General features: G+C 67.0%; 11 protein-coding genes. 4 read left to right on the top strand and 7 right to left on the bottom strand.

Features of this window, described 5'->3' with window-relative positions:
- Window positions 1–42: 42 nt before the first annotated feature.
- Window positions 43–1,371 (bottom strand): glutamate/aspartate:proton symporter GltP, encoded by a 1,329-nt coding sequence (gene gltP / locus C4B30_RS00755; protein WP_034185523.1) that lies wholly within the window; start codon window positions 1,369–1,371, stop codon window positions 43–45.
- Between the two features lie 175 nt (window positions 1,372–1,546).
- Here gltP and C4B30_RS00750 point away from each other — a divergent pair, with 175 nt between their 5' ends.
- The 3 genes from C4B30_RS00750 (at window position 1,547) to C4B30_RS00740 (ending at window position 4,985) form a co-directional block, all read left to right on the top strand.
- On the top strand, window positions 1,547–2,464 hold the full coding sequence (locus C4B30_RS00750; protein WP_027786478.1) for a LysR family transcriptional regulator: 918 nt from the start codon (window positions 1,547–1,549) through the stop codon (window positions 2,462–2,464).
- A 258-nt stretch (window positions 2,465–2,722) separates the two neighbouring features.
- A complete protein-coding gene (locus C4B30_RS00745) occupies window positions 2,723–4,030 on the top strand; it encodes a dicarboxylate/amino acid:cation symporter (protein ID WP_027786477.1) in 1,308 nt (435 codons plus the stop codon).
- A 13-nt stretch (window positions 4,031–4,043) separates the two neighbouring features.
- Window positions 4,044–4,985, top strand: coding sequence for an amino acid ABC transporter substrate-binding protein (locus tag C4B30_RS00740; RefSeq protein WP_027786476.1), 942 nt, complete (start codon window positions 4,044–4,046; stop codon window positions 4,983–4,985).
- An 88-nt stretch (window positions 4,986–5,073) separates the two neighbouring features.
- On the opposite strand, the gene uvrA is transcribed toward C4B30_RS00740, so the two are convergent.
- The 5 genes from uvrA to C4B30_RS00715 form a co-directional block, all read right to left on the bottom strand.
- A complete protein-coding gene (gene uvrA, locus C4B30_RS00735) occupies window positions 5,074–10,968 on the bottom strand; it encodes an excinuclease ABC subunit UvrA (RefSeq protein WP_027786475.1) in 5,895 nt (1,964 codons plus the stop codon).
- Between the two features lie 256 nt (window positions 10,969–11,224).
- On the bottom strand, window positions 11,225–12,685 hold the full coding sequence (locus C4B30_RS00730) for an amino acid racemase (protein ID WP_175888566.1): 1,461 nt from the start codon (window positions 12,683–12,685) through the stop codon (window positions 11,225–11,227).
- Complete coding sequence (locus C4B30_RS00725; RefSeq protein WP_027786473.1) at window positions 12,682–13,956, bottom strand: dicarboxylate/amino acid:cation symporter; 1,275 nt, start codon at window positions 13,954–13,956, stop codon at window positions 12,682–12,684. The genes C4B30_RS00730 and C4B30_RS00725 overlap by 4 nt, the downstream gene beginning before the upstream one ends.
- 184 nt (window positions 13,957–14,140) lie before the next feature.
- The gene (locus tag C4B30_RS00720; RefSeq protein ID WP_027786472.1) at window positions 14,141–15,055 is read right to left on the bottom strand and encodes a LysR substrate-binding domain-containing protein; all 915 of its coding nucleotides are present in this window, start codon (window positions 15,053–15,055) and stop codon (window positions 14,141–14,143) included.
- Window positions 15,056–15,321: 266 nt separating this feature from the next.
- Complete coding sequence (locus C4B30_RS00715; RefSeq protein WP_027786471.1) at window positions 15,322–15,537, bottom strand: DUF3820 family protein; 216 nt, start codon at window positions 15,535–15,537, stop codon at window positions 15,322–15,324.
- A gap of 215 nt (window positions 15,538–15,752) precedes the next feature.
- Between C4B30_RS00715 and C4B30_RS00710 the strand changes: the two genes are divergently transcribed.
- Complete coding sequence (locus tag C4B30_RS00710) at window positions 15,753–15,941, top strand: hypothetical protein (protein ID WP_027786470.1); 189 nt, start codon at window positions 15,753–15,755, stop codon at window positions 15,939–15,941.
- Window positions 15,942–16,143: 202 nt separating this feature from the next.
- Here C4B30_RS00710 and C4B30_RS00700 read toward each other — a convergent pair whose 3' ends face one another.
- Window positions 16,144–16,806 (bottom strand): OmpA family protein, encoded by a 663-nt coding sequence (locus tag C4B30_RS00700; protein ID WP_027786468.1) that lies wholly within the window; start codon window positions 16,804–16,806, stop codon window positions 16,144–16,146.
- Between the last annotated feature and the right edge of the window lie 6 nt (window positions 16,807–16,812).

The raw sequence follows: 16,812 nt of genomic DNA, 5'->3' as shown, positions 1-16,812 counted from the left end.
CTGTTTGCTTCGGAATGTTGTGCGATGCATGCATGGCGGCATTCAGCCGCGCAGCGATTCGACGTACGCGCGGCCCTTTTCCGCGTCGTACCGGCCTTCCCATTTCGCGATGACGAGCGGCGCAAGCGCGTTGCCGACGACGTTCAGCGCGGTGCGGCCCATGTCCATGATCCGGTCGACGCCGGCAATGAACGCGAGCCCTTCGAGCGGCAACCCGGCGCTCGCGAGCGTCGCTAGCATGATCACGAACATGAAGCCCGGCACACCGGCCGCGCCCTTCGACGTGACGACCATGGTCAGCGTCAGCAGCACCTGCTGCTGCCAGCCGAGGTGCACGCCGTAGAGCTGCGCGACGAACAGCGTGCCGATGCCGAGATAGATCGACGCGCCGTCGAGGTTGAACGTGTAGCCGGTCGGCACCACGAACGTCGTGATGCTCTTCGGCACGCCGTAGTCCTCCATCTTCTTCATCAGCTGCGGCAGCACGGTCGCGGAGCTGCAGGTCGAGAACGCGATGATCAGCTCGTCCTTGATCACGCGCAGCAGCGTCAGGATGCGGAACCCGAACAGCCGTGCGATCACGCCGAGCACGGCGATCGCGAACAGCAGGATCGCGAAGTAAGTGACGGCGACCAGCTTCAGCAGCGGCAGCAGCGATCCGAAGCCGAAGCTCGCGACGGTCACCGCGATCAGCGCACACACGCCGACAGGCGCATAGCGCATCACCATGTTCGTCACCTTGAACATCGCATCGGCGACGCCCTTGAGCATCGCGAGCACCGGCTTGCGATGTTCTTCCGGCACCGACTGCAGCCCGAGCCCGAACAGCAGCGAAAAGAAGATCACCGGCAGCAGGTCGCCCTTCGCCATCGACGCGACGATGTTGTCCGGGATGATGCCGAGCACCAGCGCCATCAGCCCGTGGTGCGCCTGCTGCACCTGTTGCGTGGCCTGCTGGTAACGGGAAATGTCGGTGTGCCCGAGTTGCGACATGTCGGTGCCGACGCCCGGTTGCAGCACGTTGCCGATCACGAGGCCGAGCACGATCGCGATCGTCGTGACCACCTCGAAATAGAGCAGCGTCTTGATGCCGAGACGGCCGAGCGACTTGCCGTCGCCCACGCCGGCGATGCCGATCACCATGCTCGTGAACACGATCGGCACGACGATCATCCGCACCAGCTTGATGAAGATGTCGCCGGCCGGCTGCAGCAACCCGGACACGGCCGTGTCGCGCAATTGAGGAAACCGGTTCAGCACGAGCCCGGTCGCGATGCCGATGACGAGGCCGATGACGATCTGCCACGCAAGACCGACGCGCGGCTTGCGGGCCGCGCCGACGGAGGGCGGGGAATCGATGACGGTGTCCATGCAGTCTCCAAGAATGGGGGTTCGATTGAACGATGGGCGCGACGCGGTGCGTTTTCTGGTGAACGCACTCGCCCGGCGACGCAACGGGAGCACCTTAAACAGCCGAAATAGGTAAAAAAAGCGATTTTTTGACATGAGAACATATCGCTTTTTCTCATCTATCGAGTGACACGCGATGCTGACGTTCAAGCAGATGGAAGCGCTGTACTGGATCGTGCGGCTCGGCTCGTTCGACGCGGCCGCGACGCGCCTCAACACGACGCAGTCGGCCGTATCGAAGCGGATCCAGGAACTCGAACGCGCGTTCGACCTGACCGTGTTCGATCGCGCGCATCGCAGCGCGCGGCTCACCGACAAGGGCGCGGAGCTGTTCGACCATGCGAAGGAATTGCTCGAGCAGCGCGACCGCGTGGTCGAGCGGATGAGTTCGAAGGAAGCGCTGGTGCGGCATGTGCGGATCGGCGTGACCGAGCTGACCGCGCTGACGTGGCTGCCGCGCCTGATCGCGGCGATCCAGGCCGCGTATCCGCGCGTGCACGTGGAGGCCGAGGTGGACCTGACCGCGACGCTGCGCGACCGGCTCGCGGCCGACACGATCGATCTGATCGTGGTCCCGCAGATTCATGCGACGGACGCGTTCACGGCGACGGTGGTCGGCGAGGTCGACAACGCGTGGATGTGCGCGGCCGGATTCGTGCCGACGTCCCGGGCCGCCCTTGCGTTGACGGACCTCGCGCGGTTTCCGCTGATCCTGCAGGGGAACCTGTCGGGCACCGGACACCTGTACACGCGCTTTCTGCAGGAACACGGCGTCGCGATTCAGCGTGTGCTGTCGAGCAACAGCCTGCTCGCGCAGATCGGCCTGACGCTGTCGGGCCTCGGCATCAGCTATCTGCCGAAGGCGTGCGTCGCGCACCTCGTCGCTTGCGACGCGCTGGAGATCGTGCGCACGCAACCGGCGCTGCCGCCGGTTCGCTACGTCGCGCTGCATCGCGCCGAACGCGCCCAGTCGTTGACCGCCGAGATCGTCCGGCTCGCCGCGCAGGCATGCGATTTCAGTACGAGCCTGCTGGATCCGCGGGCGCATGACTAGGGCGAATGGCGCGGCGCGGCCCATCGCCCATCGCCATTCTGCGGCCGCCGAACCGGCGATCCGCTGCACCGCACCAATCAATCCGTATCCGGTTGCGCCGGCCGCAGGCACGAAGCGCCACCGGCGCAAGCGCCGTCGCCCAATCGGCCGCGACCGGCGCTAGCGCAAACCCGAACCCGGTTGCACTGTTCATCGCCATTCTGGTCCTGTATTGTCCTCCCATCCCCGATTGCGAAACCGCTGCATGGGAGGCGCACGATGCGAAAAAAGAATGCTGCAGCCGTCTGGATCCTGATCGCGATGGCGGTAGGCATCGTGATCGGCTACATGATCTTCACGAGCTTTCCGGACAAGAAGGCCGCCGCCGAAATCGCCGGCTACATCTCGCTCGTCTCCGACGTGTTCCTGCGTCTGATCAAGATGGTGATCGGGCCGCTCGTCTTTTCCACGCTCGTCGTCGGCATCGCGCACATGGGCGACGCGGCATCGGTCGGACGCGTGTTCGCGAAATCGATCGGCTGGTTCGTCACCGCGTCGCTGGTCTCGCTGCTGCTCGGGTTGCTGATGGCGAACGTGCTGCGGCCCGGCGACAATCTCGGCTTGCCGCTGCCGGACATCGGCGCATCCGCGAACCTCGCGACGTCCAAGTTCACGCTGAAGGATTTCGTCGGCCACATGGTGCCGAGGTCGATCGCCGAGGCGATGGCGAACAACGAGATCCTGCAGATCGTCGTGTTCTCGATGTTCTTCGGCGTCGCGCTCGCTGCACTCGGCGAGCGCGGCAAGATCCTCATCGCCGCGATCGACCAGTTGTCGCACGTGATGCTGAAGATCACCGGCTACGTGATGAAGCTCGCGCCGCTCGCGGTGATGGCCGCGATGGCCGCCACCGTCGCGGTCAACGGGCTGTCGGTACTGCTGAAGTTCGCGGTGTTCATGGGCGACTTCTACCTCAGCCTGTTCCTGCTCTGGGCATTGCTCGTGTGTGCCGGGCTGCTGTTCCTCGGCCGCCGCGTGTTCAAGCTGCTCGTGCTGATCAAGGAAGCGTTCATGCTGTCGTTCGCGACGGCCAGCTCCGAAGCCGCGTACCCGAAGATCCTCGACGCACTCGACCGTTTCGGCGTGCGCCGCAAGATCTCGAGCTTCGTGATGCCGATGGGCTATTCGTTCAACCTCGACGGCTCGATGATGTACTGCACGTTCGCGTCGCTGTTCATCGCGCAGGCGTACAACATGCACCTGTCGCTCGGCACGCAGATCACGATGCTGCTGGTGCTGATGCTGACGTCGAAAGGGATGGCCGGCGTGCCGCGTGCGTCGCTCGTCGTGATCGCCGCCACGCTGCACCAGTTCGGGCTTCCGGAAGCCGGGCTGCTGCTGATTCTCGGCGTCGACACGTTCCTCGACATGGGCCGCTCGGCCACCAATGCGGTGGGCAACTCGATCGCCAGCGCGGTGGTCGCGAAATGGGAAGGCCAGCTCCTGTCGGAAGCGGAAGCCGACGCCAACGCGGCGCGCATCGAAGCGGAACAGGAAGCGACGATCGCACATCCGACGGAAGTCTGACGGAGGCCCGGCGATGAAGATGCAGCGATTCTGGCGTGCGCTCGCGCTCGTGGGCCTGCTCGCCACGGGCGCGGCCGCGCGCGCGGAAGATGCACCCTCGACGCAGCCGCGCGTCGAGCCGTTCGCGCCGGCCCAACTGACCGGCACGCTCGCGAAGGTGCGCGGCAGCGGCACGATCGCGCTCGGCTATCGCGACGCGTCGATACCGTTCTCGTACCTGAACGCGCGCAACCAGCCGATCGGCTATTCGATCGAACTATGCAAGGCGCTCGTGTCGTCGATCGAGGATGCGATCAACCGGAGCCTGACGATCCAGTGGGTGCCGGTCACGTCCGACAACCGCATCGACGCGGTGGTCGGCGGGAAGGTCGATCTGGAATGCGGCTCCACGACCAGCAACCTCGAGCGCCAGAAGCGCGTGGCGTTCTCGCCGATCATCTTCGTGGCCGGCACGAAGGTAATGGTGAAACGAGGTGCCCCGATCCGCTCGTTCCGCGATCTCTCGGGCAAGAAAGTCGCGGTGACGGCCGGCACGACCAACGAGAAGGCGCTGCGCGACCTGAACGAGCGGTTCAGGCTCGGGATCCAGCTACAGGTGGTGCCGGACCATGCGCAGGGCTTCGCGCTCGTCGCGAACGGCGGCGCCGACGCGTTCGCGACGGACGACGTGCTGCTGTACGGGCTGATCGCCGAGAATGCGGGCAAGGGCGGCCAGTACGACGTGGTGGGCGATTTTCTCTCGTACGACCCGTACGGCATCATGTTCCGCAGGGACGATCCGCAGCTCGCCCAGCTCGTGAAAAGCACGTTCCAGGAGCTGGCCGCCGACGGCGAGATCGCGCGCCAGTACAAGCGCTGGTTCCTGCGCCCGCTGCCGTCGGGCTTGAGTCTCAACCTACCGATGAGCCCGCAACTGGAGACCATCATCGAGACGATCGGCGTCAACGGGAATTGAGCGGCGTCGGCATGAACGACGAATGACGAAACAAGAGCGGCCCCGATGCCTCGCCAGGCACCGGGGCCGCTCGCCGGATGCAACGCGTTCAGCCGACCCGCGCCGCGCCCTGCTGCTCCGCTTCGGCGCCTTCGGTGGCCGTTCGCGCCAGCACCGGCTTCAGCGCCTGCCCCGTATGGCTCGCGCTCACCTTCGCGAGCGCTTCCGGCGGAGCCGCCGCGACGATCGTGCCGCCACCGACCCCGCCTTCCGGCCCGAGATCGATGATCCAGTCGGCTTCCGCGATCACGTCGAGGTCGTGCTCGATCACGACGACGCTATGCCCTGCGTCCACCAACCGGTGCAGCACGCGAATCAGCTTCGCGACGTCCGCCATGTGCAGGCCGACCGTCGGTTCGTCGAGCACGTACAGCGTGTGCGGCGCCTTCTGGCCGCGTCGCGTGACGTCGTCGCGCACCTTCGTCAGCTCGGTGACGAGCTTGATGCGCTGCGCTTCGCCTCCGGACAGTGTCGGTGACGGCTGGCCGAGCGTCAGATAGCCGAGCCCGACATCCTTCATCAACTGCAGCGGATGCGCGATGTTCGAGATCGGCGCGAAAAATTCCACCGCCTCGTCGATCTCCATCGTCAGCACGTCGCCGATGTTCCGGCCGCGCCACGTGACGGCAAGCGTTTCCGGATTGAAGCGCTGCCCATGACACACGTCGCACGGCACCTTCACGTCGGGCAGGAAGCTCATGCCGATCGTGCGCACGCCTTGCCCTTCGCACGCGGGGCAGCGCCCGTCGCCGGTATTGAACGAGAAACGCGACGCCGTATAGCCGCGGGCGCGCGCTTCGAGCGTATCGGCGAACAGCTTGCGAATCGTGTCCCACACGCCGATATAGGTGGCCGGGCACGAGCGCGGGGTCTTGCCGATCGGCGTCTGATCGACTTCGAGCACGCGATCGATCTGCTCCCAGCCACTGAGCGACTCGCAGCCCTGCCACGCATGCGTGACGTTCAGCGACGGCCGCGGCGCGCTGCGCGCGAGCACGCTCGAGCGGCGGTTGGCGGCCGGCGCGTCCTGCTGCGCGGCCTTGCGCGCACGCCGCGTGGCCGGCGACGACAGCACCGAGCGGCCGACCGCGTCGAGCAGGTTCGTCATCAGCACGTCGCGCGCGAGCGTCGACTTGCCCGACCCGCTGACGCCCGTCACCGCGACGAGCCGCGCGAGCGGAATGCCGACCGTGACGTCGCGCAGGTTGTGCAATTTGGCGCCATGCACGGTCAGCCAGGCGTCCGGCACCGCCGCACCGCCCTTCTTGCCCGGCAAACTCACGCCGCGGCGCGGCTGCAGCGGGTGCAGCATCGGCTGGGCGAGCAGGCGCCCCGTCACCGATTCGGCCTGCGCGGCCAGATCGGCGACCGCGCCTTGCGCGACCAGCGTGCCGCCGCGCTTGCCGGCGCCCGGGCCGACGTCGATGATGTGATCGGCACGGCGGATCGTGTCCTCGTCGTGCTCGACGACGACGAGCGTATTGCCCTTGTCGCCGAGCTTGCGCAATGCGTCCAGCAGGATCTGGTTGTCGCGCGGATGCAGGCCGATGGTCGGCTCGTCGAGCACGTAGCAGACGCCCTGCAGGTTGCTGCCGAGTTGCGCGGCCAGCCGGATACGCTGCGCTTCGCCGCCCGACAGGCTCGGCGCCGCGCGGTCGAGGCTCAGGTAGCCGAGCCCGACTTCCTCGAGGAACGCGAGGCGGCTGCCGATCTCGCTGACGATGTCGCGCGCGATCTGCGCGTCGCGCCCGGTGAGTTCCAGCGCGTCGATCCAGCGCCGCGTGTCCGACACCGTCCATTGCGCGACCTCGACGATCGGATGCGCGTCGAACGTGACCGCACGCGCGGACGGGTTCAGCCGCGTACCGCCGCAATCCGGGCACGGCTCGTTGCCGACGCCTTCCGGCTCCTGCTCGTCCGACGGCAGCGTCTGTTCGCGGCCGCGGCCGTCCTCGGCGAGCACCGTGTCGTCGTACGCGGCTCGCTGTTCGCGCGTGAGCGTGACGCCGGTGCCGACGCAGGTCGTGCACCAGCCGTGCTTGCTGTTGTACGAGAACATCCGCGGGTCGAGCTCCGGATAGCTCGTGCCGCACACCGGGCACGCGCGCTTGACCGACAGCACCTTGACCGCGCCGACCCGGGCGGTCGAATGATCGTTGCGCATCGCATCGTGCAGCCCGTCGAGCGGCGCGAGCAGATGCATCACGCCCTTGCCGAGTTCGAGCGTCTCGTCGAGCCTGCGCCGCAACTCGGCCTCGTTGTCCGGCGACACGATGATGTCGGCAACCGGTAGTTCGATCGTGTGCTCGCGGAAGCGGTCGAGTTTCGGCCACGCGTCGACCGCGACGAACTCGCCGTCGACGCGCAGATGCGTGCTGCCGCGCGCCTTCGCCCACTTCGCGAGATCCGTATATACGCCCTTGCGATTGACGACGAGCGGCGCGAGCAGCCCGACGTGTTCGCCGCGATGATCGCGCAACAGTTGCGCGGCGATCGATTCGACGGATTGCGACGTGACCGGCGTGCCGTCGTGGATGCAGTGCTGCAGGCCGAGCTTCACATACAGCAGCCGCAGGAAGTGCCACACTTCGGACGTGGTCGCGACCGTGCTCTTGCGCCCGCCGCGCGACAGCCGCTGCTCGATCGCGACGGTCGGCGGAATGCCGTACACCGCGTCAACCTCGGGTCGGCCGGCCGGCTGCACGATCGAGCGCGCATACGCGTTCAGCGATTCGAGATAGCGGCGCTGGCCTTCGTGGAACAGGATGTCGAACGCGAGCGTCGACTTGCCGGACCCCGACACGCCGGTGATCACGTTGAACTTGCCGTGCGGGATGTCGACGTCGAGCGACTTCAGGTTGTGCTCGCGCGCGTTGACGATCCGCACGACGTCCTCGCCCTCGATCGCACGGCGCGCGCGCGCCGCGTTGAGCGCGGCCTGCAGCGGCACGCCTTCGTCGGCCACCGCCGCCCGGCCATCCATCGCGCGGTCGTACTGCAGCAGCGCCACGCCGGTATGCGATCCGGCGCAGGCCTTCACGTCGTCGGGCGTGCCCGCGCACAGCACGAGGCCGCCGCCGTCGCCGCCTTCCGGGCCGAGATCGATCAGCCAGTCGGCCGCGCGGATCACGTCGAGATTGTGCTCGATCACGATCAGCGAATGGCCGGCCGCGAGCAGCTTGCCGAACGCCTGCATCAGCTTCGCGATGTCGTCGAAGTGCAGCCCGGTGGTCGGCTCGTCGAACATGAACAGCTTCGCGCGCGCGATGCGCGCCTCTTCCGTCGCGACCCGGCGCCCGTTGGCCGCCGCCGCCGACTCGGCGAGGAAGCCGGCGAGCTTCAGGCGCTGCGCTTCGCCGCCCGACAGCGTTGGCACCGGCTGGCCGAGCTTCACGTATTCGAGGCCGACGTCGACGATCGGCTGCAGCACGCGCAGTACCTCGGCGTCGGTCGCGAAGAACGCGGCCGCTTCGCTGACGGTCAGGTCGAGTACATCGGCGATGTTCAGCGCGCGGCCCGCGCGCTCGATGCGCACTTCGAGAATCTCGGCGCGGTAGCGGCTGCCGTCGCAGTCCGGGCAACGCAGGTAGACGTCGCTCAGGAACTGCATTTCGATGTGTTCGAAGCCCGAGCCGCCGCAGGTCGGGCAACGGCCGTCGCCCGAGTTGAAGCTGAACGTGCCGGCGCCGTAGCCGCGCTGCAGCGCGAGCGGCGCCTTCGCGAACAGCTTGCGGATTTCGTCGAACGCGCCGACGTAGCTCGCCGGGTTCGAACGCGTGGTCTTGCCGATCGGCGACTGGTCGACGAACACGACGTCGCCGACCTGGTCGGCGCCCGTGAGGCTGCGAAACGCACCCGGCGACTCGGTCGCCTTGCCATGATGGCGCGCCATCGCCGGGTACAGCACGTCCTGCAGCAGCGTGGATTTGCCGGAACCGGATACGCCCGTTACGCACACGAGCCGCTGCAGCGGAATCTCGACCGTGACGTCGCGCAGGTTGTGCTCGGTCGCGCCTTCGAGCACGATGCGCGGCGTGTTCGCATCGACCGGACGGCGCGCCCAGTTCGACGCATGCGCGACCTGCTTGCGGCCGCCGAGATACTCGCCCGTCAGCGTGTGCGCCGAACGGATGTCGGCCGGCGTGCCGTCGTACACGATCGTGCCGCCGCGTTCGCCCGGGCCAGGGCCCATGTCGATCAATCGATCGGCCGCGAGCATCACCGACGGATCGTGCTCGACCACGACCAGCGTGTTGCCCGCGTCGCGCAGCCGGTGCATCGCCTCGACGATCCGCGTGAGATCGCGCGGATGCAGCCCGATGCTCGGCTCGTCGAGCACGAACAGGGTTTTCGTGAGCGACGTGCCGAGCGCCGTCGTCAGGTTGATCCGCTGCACCTCGCCGCCCGAGAGCGTGCGGCTCTGCCGATCCAGCGTCAGGTAGCCGAGCCCGACGTCGCACAGGTATTTCAGGCGTGTGCGCACTTCGGCGAGCAGCAGCTTCAAGGCATCGTCGAGCAGCGCGCTCGGCAGGACGATGTCGTCGAAGAAGCGCCGGATGCGCTCGATCGGCAGCAGCATCAGGTCGTGCACGGTCAGGCCCGGCAGCGCTTCGAGCTGCGCGCGGCTCCAGTCGACGCCGCGCGGCATGAAGCGATCGGCCGGGGCTAGCACGCCGTCGGCATTGTCTTTCGAGCCGAGCCGCCATTGCAGCGATTCCGTCTTCAGGCGCGCGCCGCCGCACACGTCGCACGGCGTGTAGCTGCGGTATTTCGACAGCAGCACGCGGATGTGCATCTTGTACGCTTTCGATTCGAGGTAGCCGAAGAAGCGCTTCACGCCGTACCACTGGCTCTGCCACTTGCCGTTCCAGTCCGGCGAACCGTCGACGACCCAGTCGCGCTCGGCCTCCGTCAGCTCGGACCACGGCACGTCGCGCCGGATGCCGGCCTTCGCCGCGTAGCGCATCAGGTCGTCCTGGCACTCTTTCCACGCGGGCGTCTGCATCGGCTTGATCGCACCGCCGCGCAGCGTCTTGCGCGCATCGGGGATCACGAGGCCGAGATCGACGCCGATCACGCGGCCGAAGCCGCGACAGGTTTCGCACGCGCCGTACGCCGAGTTGAACGAGAACAGCGCCGCTTGCGGCTCCGCGTAGCGCAGGTCGCTATCGGGATCGTGCAACCCGGTGGAGAAGCGCCACACCTGCGGCTCGGCCACCGCGTTCTCCGCCTCCGGCGCCAGCACGTACACGTTCGCGCGGCCACCGCCGCGCTTCAGCGACGCCTCGATCGCCTCGACCACGCGCACCTTGTCGGCCTGCTGCACGCGGAAACGGTCGGCCACCACGTCGAGCACCTTGCGCGGCCCGGTGGGCGACGCGACTTCGCGCTGCGCCTGCACGCGCGTGTAGCCGCTCGCCGACAGCCACTGCGCGATTTCCTCGTCGGACACCGCCTCCGGCAATTCGACCGGGAACGTGACGACGACGCGCGGATCGTCCGCCTGCGTGCGCGCGACGAGTTCCGCGTAGATCGTCTCCGGCGTGTCGTGCCGCACCCGCCGCGCGGTCTTGCGGTCGAACAGCTCGGCCGCGCGCGCGTACAGCAGCTTCAGGTGATCGTTCAGCTCGGTCATCGTGCCGACGGTCGAGCGCGAGCTGCGAACCGGGTTGGTCTGGTCGATCGCGATCGCGGGCGGCACGCCGTCGACGCGCTCGACCTGCGGGCGATCCATCCGGTCGAGGAACTGCCGCGCGTACGCGCTGAAGGTTTCGACGTAGCGCCGCTGGCCTTCCGCGTACAGCGTGTCGAACACGAGACTCGACTTGCCGGAGCCCGACGGGCCGGTCACGACCGTCATTTCACCGGTACGCAGGTCGAGATCGAGATTCTTGAGGTTGTGCTGACGTGCTCCGCGAATGCGGATCAGATTGCTGGATGACAATTTGCCTGCCCGTCTGAATGAGTTAGCCAGAGTTCACGGTGCCGGAACGCTGCGGCGGATGCCCGCAGGCGCGGCGCGGGCCGCGACAAGTGATGCCCGCGCGGCCCGAGTTCGACGGATACTATACTGTATATTCATACAGTTTTCCATGAACCGGCGAACGCACTAAAGCGCTCCAGATCATTCCTGGCATCGGGGCGGCAAAACGGGTTTGTCGTCCGCGCCCCGGCGACGTCCGCCCCGAACGCCAACCGGCTCAGCCGCCGCCCCCCGTCGCATACGCAATGCACGTGCGGGCGAGCACGTCGGTCGGGTCGACGAGCGTGGCCCGACTGCCGTCGCGCGCGACGTACTCTCCGCCCGGAAGCAGGAGCGGCAGCTCCGTACACCCGAGCACGATCACGCTCACGCCGTCGGCCATCAACGCCTCGACGGCGGCGCCGATATCTTCCTCGCACCGTCCGGTCGTGAAACCGGCCTTGACGCCGTGCTTGCCGTAGATCGCCTCCATCACGCGCGCCTGCAACGCCGACGTCGGCGCGACTTGCCGGAGCCCTTGCGATTCCAGCGCCTTGTCGTAAACGCCGCTTTCGATCGTGCCGGACGTCGCCAGCACGCCGACCTCGCGCAGCGTCGGCCAGGTTTCGCGCAAGTGGGCGACCGTCACGGTCAGCATGTTGACGATCGGAATCCCGAGGTACGGCTGAATCCGTTCGACGAACGCGTGCGCGGTATTGCACGGAATCGCGACGACGTCCGCACCGCCTTCCTCGAGCTTCTTGCAGGTTGCGTACAGCGAGATCGTCGGGTCCGCGCCGGTACCCACCAGATTCTCGGTCCGATCGGGAATCTGCGGATTCTGTTCGACCAGCAGTTTGATATGGTCCTGATCGCGCGACGCCGGCGTGTTGCGCACGATCTTGTCCAGAAAATCGACCGTCGCGGCCGGGCCGACGCCGCCGACCACGCCGATCTTGAACGCCGCCGCGCGCGAATCCGGCTGTCCGGTCAGCGCGTACCGCGCATAGGCCAGATTCGAATCCACGAGCGGCACGCGCCGCGGACCGATTTCATCGGCGACCAGCGCGATCTCGGTCAGGCCGGGCACGATCACCTGCACGCCCCGATCGATCAGATCGTCGCACGCGCGGCGCAACAGTTCGACCGGACGCCCTCGAAGATTGCCGCGTTTGATGCCGTCGGCGCCGTAGATGGCTTCGGTCACGAGGTCGATCCCGCCGTGCGGCCGCGGATAGACGACTTCGAACCGCGGCGACGGAAAATACGCATCGAAAAGCCGCTTGTCCCGCACGTAGTCGGACGCCAGCACGCCGATACGCGTCGCGGCCGGGTACGTGCACCGCACGTGGCTCCGAACCGCTTCGACGATATCGACGATCGGCAGGCTGGTATTCGCCTTCAGCTCGTCGATGAACGTGTGGCTCAGGAAGCATGGCAGCACGACGGTCGTCACGCCGCGCTTCTCGAACTGCCGGATCATGTCGAACACGTACAGCTTGCGTTCGATGGTCGCGGCACTCCCCGCTCCCGCGCCCTTGAACGGGTATTGCTCGAAGATCACTTCGGGGTGTGCTTCGTCCGACGACGCAGGCGTCGCCTTCACCATCTTGAAGAACACGTCGGCACCGCCCAGCGGCCCCAGGCCGCCAACCACGCCGAATTTGCGCCGCGCGTTCACGTGGTCCGTGCGCATCATGCTTTCAGCTCAGGTTGATCGAACCCGGCATCCCGCGGCTTCGCGGCGCGCCGCTCCTCCCACTTCGCGATCACCGCCGTCGCCACGCTGTTGCCGATCACGTTCGTCACCGTACGGCCCATGTCGAGAATCTGGTCGATTGCGAGGACCAGCGCGACGCCCGCCGCCGGCAGATGGAACATCGGCGCGACCGCCGCGACCACGACCACCGACCCGCGCGGCACGCTGGCCATCCCCTTGCTGCTCAGCATCAGCACCAGCAGCATGAACACCTGCTCCGACAACGGCATGTGCACGCCGAATGCCTGCGCGATGAAGAGGGCGGCAAACGCCTGATACATCATCGAGCCGTCGAGGTTGAACGCGTAACCCAGCGGCAGCGTGAAGCCCACCACCTTCTTGTCGACGCCGAACTGCTCGAGCTGCTCGGTCAGGCGCGGATACGCGGCCTCGCTGCTCGCGGTCGAGAACGCGATCAGCGCGGGTTCGCGCACGGCCTTCAGCAGGTGCCCGATGCGCCGCCCGAGAAACAGGTAGCCCACGCCGATCAGGATCGCCCAGAGAACGAACAGCCCGAGATAGAACGCGCCGATCAGCTTCCCGTACGTATGGATCACGTCGAGGCCGCGCAGCGTGACCGACGAAGCAATTGCACCGAACACACCGAGCGGCGCCGCACGCATCACGTAGTTCGTCAGGCGCAGCATCACCGGCACCATCCCGTCGATCGACTGGATCACGACGGCCACGCGCTTGTCGCGCTTCAACGCACTCAGTGCGATGCCGAGAAACACCGAGAACACCAGGATCTGCAGGATGTCGTTGCGCGCCATCGCGTCGAGCAGGCTGGTCGGGAACGCGTGCGTGATCACGTCCCGCGCGTTCAGCGCCGCGGTATTCAGCCCGGTGTCGACCTCGCCGGCGGCCGGCGTGAGGTTCAGGCCGGCGCCCGGCTGCAGCACGTTCGCCATCGCGAGGCCGAGACTCAACGAAATCAGCGACGCGCAGACGAACCATCCGATCGAGCGCAGGCCGATGCGCCCGACGTCGTCGCCGCCGTCCATGCCGGCCAGCCCGGACACGAGCGTCACGAACACCAGCGGCGCGATGATCATCTTGATCAGCCGCAGGAAGATGTCGGTGACGATCGAGAAGTAGCCGGCGATCGTTTTCAGCGTGGCCGGGTCCGCGATATTCGCGTGACACGCATAGCCGGCGACGACACCGGCGATCATGCCGACTGCGATGCTCAAGGTAAGGCGATTTTTCATGTCCATTCGTCCCTGGATGGCGCCGTGCCGCCGAAAGGCGGACGAGCGCGGCGAAGAAGGCCGCGCGACGCCGGTCATGCGTCGCATTTGCCGTTGGAACGAATGGTAGGGACGGTCGATAAAACGGTGATGCCGGTACGACATGGCGGTATGCGAGCCCCGCATAACGCGGGGAAACCCTGTCTCACGCGAGCCGTGAAGGTGTCGTGTGCAGGTGCTGCCAGAGCGTGTCGAGGAATTCGCTGCGGTTGGACACGTCGCGATACACGCGCAGCTCGACTTCCAGATTCCACGCCGCCGGCCCGGCCGGCACGAGTTCGCCGGCCGCCAGTTCGGCGGCGATCGCGCTGCGGGGCAGCCATGCGACGCCCTCGCCTTCCATCACGAGTTTCTTCAGCACTTCGGCCATGTCGGACTCGTAGTGCAGTTGCAATGCCGGCGCATCCGATGCGCGGCCGAGCAGTAGCGCGAGGCAGCGGCCGAAGTAGCTGGTTTCCGTATAGGAAATCAGCGGCAGCGGGTTCTGCTTCGTGCCGGGAAGACGAAAAGCCGGCGCCGAGCGGCGGTTCGGCCGGCATGCCGGCATCAACGTGTCGAGCCCGACGGTCAGGTGCGCATACTTCGCGGGATCGAGATGAAGCGGCAACTCCGGATGGTGGTACGCAAACATCAGCTCGCAGTTGCCGTTGACGAGCATCAGGATCGAATCGTGGACATTGGTCGGAATGACGCGCGCCCGCACTTCGCCGAAATGCGGTGCGAGCGCCTTGAGCCAGCCCGGCAGGAAACTCAGTGCGATCGTGTGGCCCGCGGCGATCTGCAGGCTCTTGCCGGCGATCCGCTGCTCGGTGCGGATGATGGCGCGGGTGTCGAACAGGCGGCTGAGCACGTCCTCGGCCGTCTCGCGAAACAGGCGCCCCGCCGGCGTCAGCACCGGCGGAAAGCTGCTGCGATCGATCAGCTCGGCGCCGATCCACTGCTCGAGCGACTGGATGCGACGGCTGAAGCCCGACTGCGTGACGTTACGGAACTCCGCCGCCCGGGAAAAGCTTTGATATTGAGCGAGGGCGAGGAAGTCCTCGATCCATTTGATTTCCATGTCGGCCCTGGAGAGGTGCGCGGGAGGAATCGGCCTGCGCGCGGCGCTCGGGTCATGGTGGCGCGCCGGCCGACGAACGCTCACATTGTATGTGCTCGTCGCGGCCGTCCGCGCTCTGAAGCCAGTGCCCGCCGCCGAGGGACATGCATGCGGCGAGGCGGACGAGCGCGCCCGTCGCGCGGCGGCCGTGACGCCGCGTTCGAGCGTGCACGACATCGCCGCCTCGCGGTCAACGCTTCGGGCGACCGGTCGGGCGTGATGTCGTGCTATGCGGGTTTGCGCAGCGGCTTCAGCAAGTGCCGCAAGCCGTTATGGTCGATCTCGTGCATGAGCGCGAGCTGGCGGCCGAGTTCGCCGCGCGGGAACCCTTCGCGAGCCATCCAGTTGAGGTAAGGTCCGGGCAGGTCGGCAATGAGTCGGCCCTGGTATTTTCCGAAGGGCATGGTGACGGCGACAAGGCGCTCAAGATCGGGGGCTCGCATGCGCGTATTGTGCACGGCTTTCCGCTCGCCCGCGCGTCGCGGCCCCGCCGCGCGCCCGCCGGGCCACGCGGCGGGCGCGCGGCCGCGAATCCGGCCCTTCATGGCAGGCCGAATCGACGGGCCGGCGCCGGTTGACAGCCGTGATTCGCGTCGGCCGCCGACTTCCTTCATGCCTGCTAGACTGGAATTTCCCCCTGCCAACCATGGAGGGAATCATGATGTCCACCTACGTCGTGAAGACCGGCGAGCAGTTTCTGTGCACCGCCGAGGACGGCGATATCGGCATGGCGCCCGCCATCGAAGATGCCGCATCGTTTGGTTCGTATGATGAAGCGGAGAAAGTCGCGAGCGCGCATGCCGACCCGGGATACGAGATCGTGGCCGTCTGCGTGATCAGGCACTGAGCGCCGCCTTACGGCCCGGTGCGGATGGCGATCCGCGTGCCGGACGCAAGTCGTCGTGCGGCGGCGGCGTCCATGCGACGAGCACCGCTTGCACACACCGCGACGGGCCTTTCCCGCCGCGGTCGTCCGCGCCGAGCATCATTGCCGCAAGCGAGCCGTCCGGCTTCGACGGCCACGCTTGCGGCAAACTGGTCGCAGCGTCCTACTTCTGCAGCGAGATTTCCACGCGACGATTGCGCGCGCGCCCTTCGGCGGTATCGTTCGATGCCGCCGGATTGGCTTCCCCGTGACCGGCCGCGGCAAACGAATCCGCCTTCAGCCCGTGTTCGCGCAAGTAGGCGGCGACGGCATCCGCCCGGCGCTTCGAGAGCGCCTGATTGTGCGTATCCGAACCGGTCGCGTCGGTATAGCCGTCCACTTCCACGCGGGAGAAATGCCGGTCGGCCTGCTGGTTCAGCAGCTTGTCGAGCGCGGCGGTGGCCGCAGCCGTCAGCACGGCCGAGTCGGTCGCGAAATACGCATCGCCGGTCAGGCTCACCTTCTCGACCGGCGCGGGCGTCGGCGCAACGGCCGCGGCAGCCGGCGCGGGTGCCGCACCGCACTGGAACACGATCGAATGCGGATCGGCGCCGTCGCGGTACGGCGTGGTGGTGTCGACGAGACGTACGGGCTCGTTGCCGCACATGCGTGTCGCGACCTTCATGCAGGTCTTCGCGGTCGACAGGATGCCGTGGCAGTCGACCTGGAACGTCCGGATGCCGTTTCGCGCCTGCAGTTCGTAGGCGTTGTACGTCGGCCCCGATGCACTCGAACAGGCCGTGAGGGAAACGACGGACGCCAGCAGGGCAAGATGGATGTTTTTCACTTGATT

The sequence above is a fragment of the Burkholderia sp. BE12 genome (assembly GCF_002959955.1).
GTDB lineage: Bacteria > Pseudomonadota > Gammaproteobacteria > Burkholderiales > Burkholderiaceae > Burkholderia.
This window is presented reverse-complemented; position numbering and strand designations above follow the sequence as displayed.

Coding starts and splice junctions, on each gene's coding strand:
- C4B30_RS00725 (WP_027786473.1), bottom strand. CDS start 13,956: ATGAAAAATCGCCTTACCTTGAGCATCGCAGTCGGCATGATCGCCGGT.
- C4B30_RS00710 (WP_027786470.1), top strand. CDS start 15,753: ATGATGTCCACCTACGTCGTGAAGACCGGCGAGCAGTTTCTGTGCACC.
- C4B30_RS00720 (WP_027786472.1), bottom strand. CDS start 15,055: ATGGAAATCAAATGGATCGAGGACTTCCTCGCCCTCGCTCAATATCAA.
- C4B30_RS00750 (WP_027786478.1), top strand. CDS start 1,547: ATGCTGACGTTCAAGCAGATGGAAGCGCTGTACTGGATCGTGCGGCTC.
- C4B30_RS00745 (WP_027786477.1), top strand. CDS start 2,723: ATGCGAAAAAAGAATGCTGCAGCCGTCTGGATCCTGATCGCGATGGCG.
- gltP (WP_034185523.1), bottom strand. CDS start 1,371: ATGGACACCGTCATCGATTCCCCGCCCTCCGTCGGCGCGGCCCGCAAG.
- C4B30_RS00730 (WP_175888566.1), bottom strand. CDS start 12,685: ATGATGCGCACGGACCACGTGAACGCGCGGCGCAAATTCGGCGTGGTT.
- C4B30_RS00715 (WP_027786471.1), bottom strand. CDS start 15,537: ATGCGAGCCCCCGATCTTGAGCGCCTTGTCGCCGTCACCATGCCCTTC.
- C4B30_RS00740 (WP_027786476.1), top strand. CDS start 4,044: ATGAAGATGCAGCGATTCTGGCGTGCGCTCGCGCTCGTGGGCCTGCTC.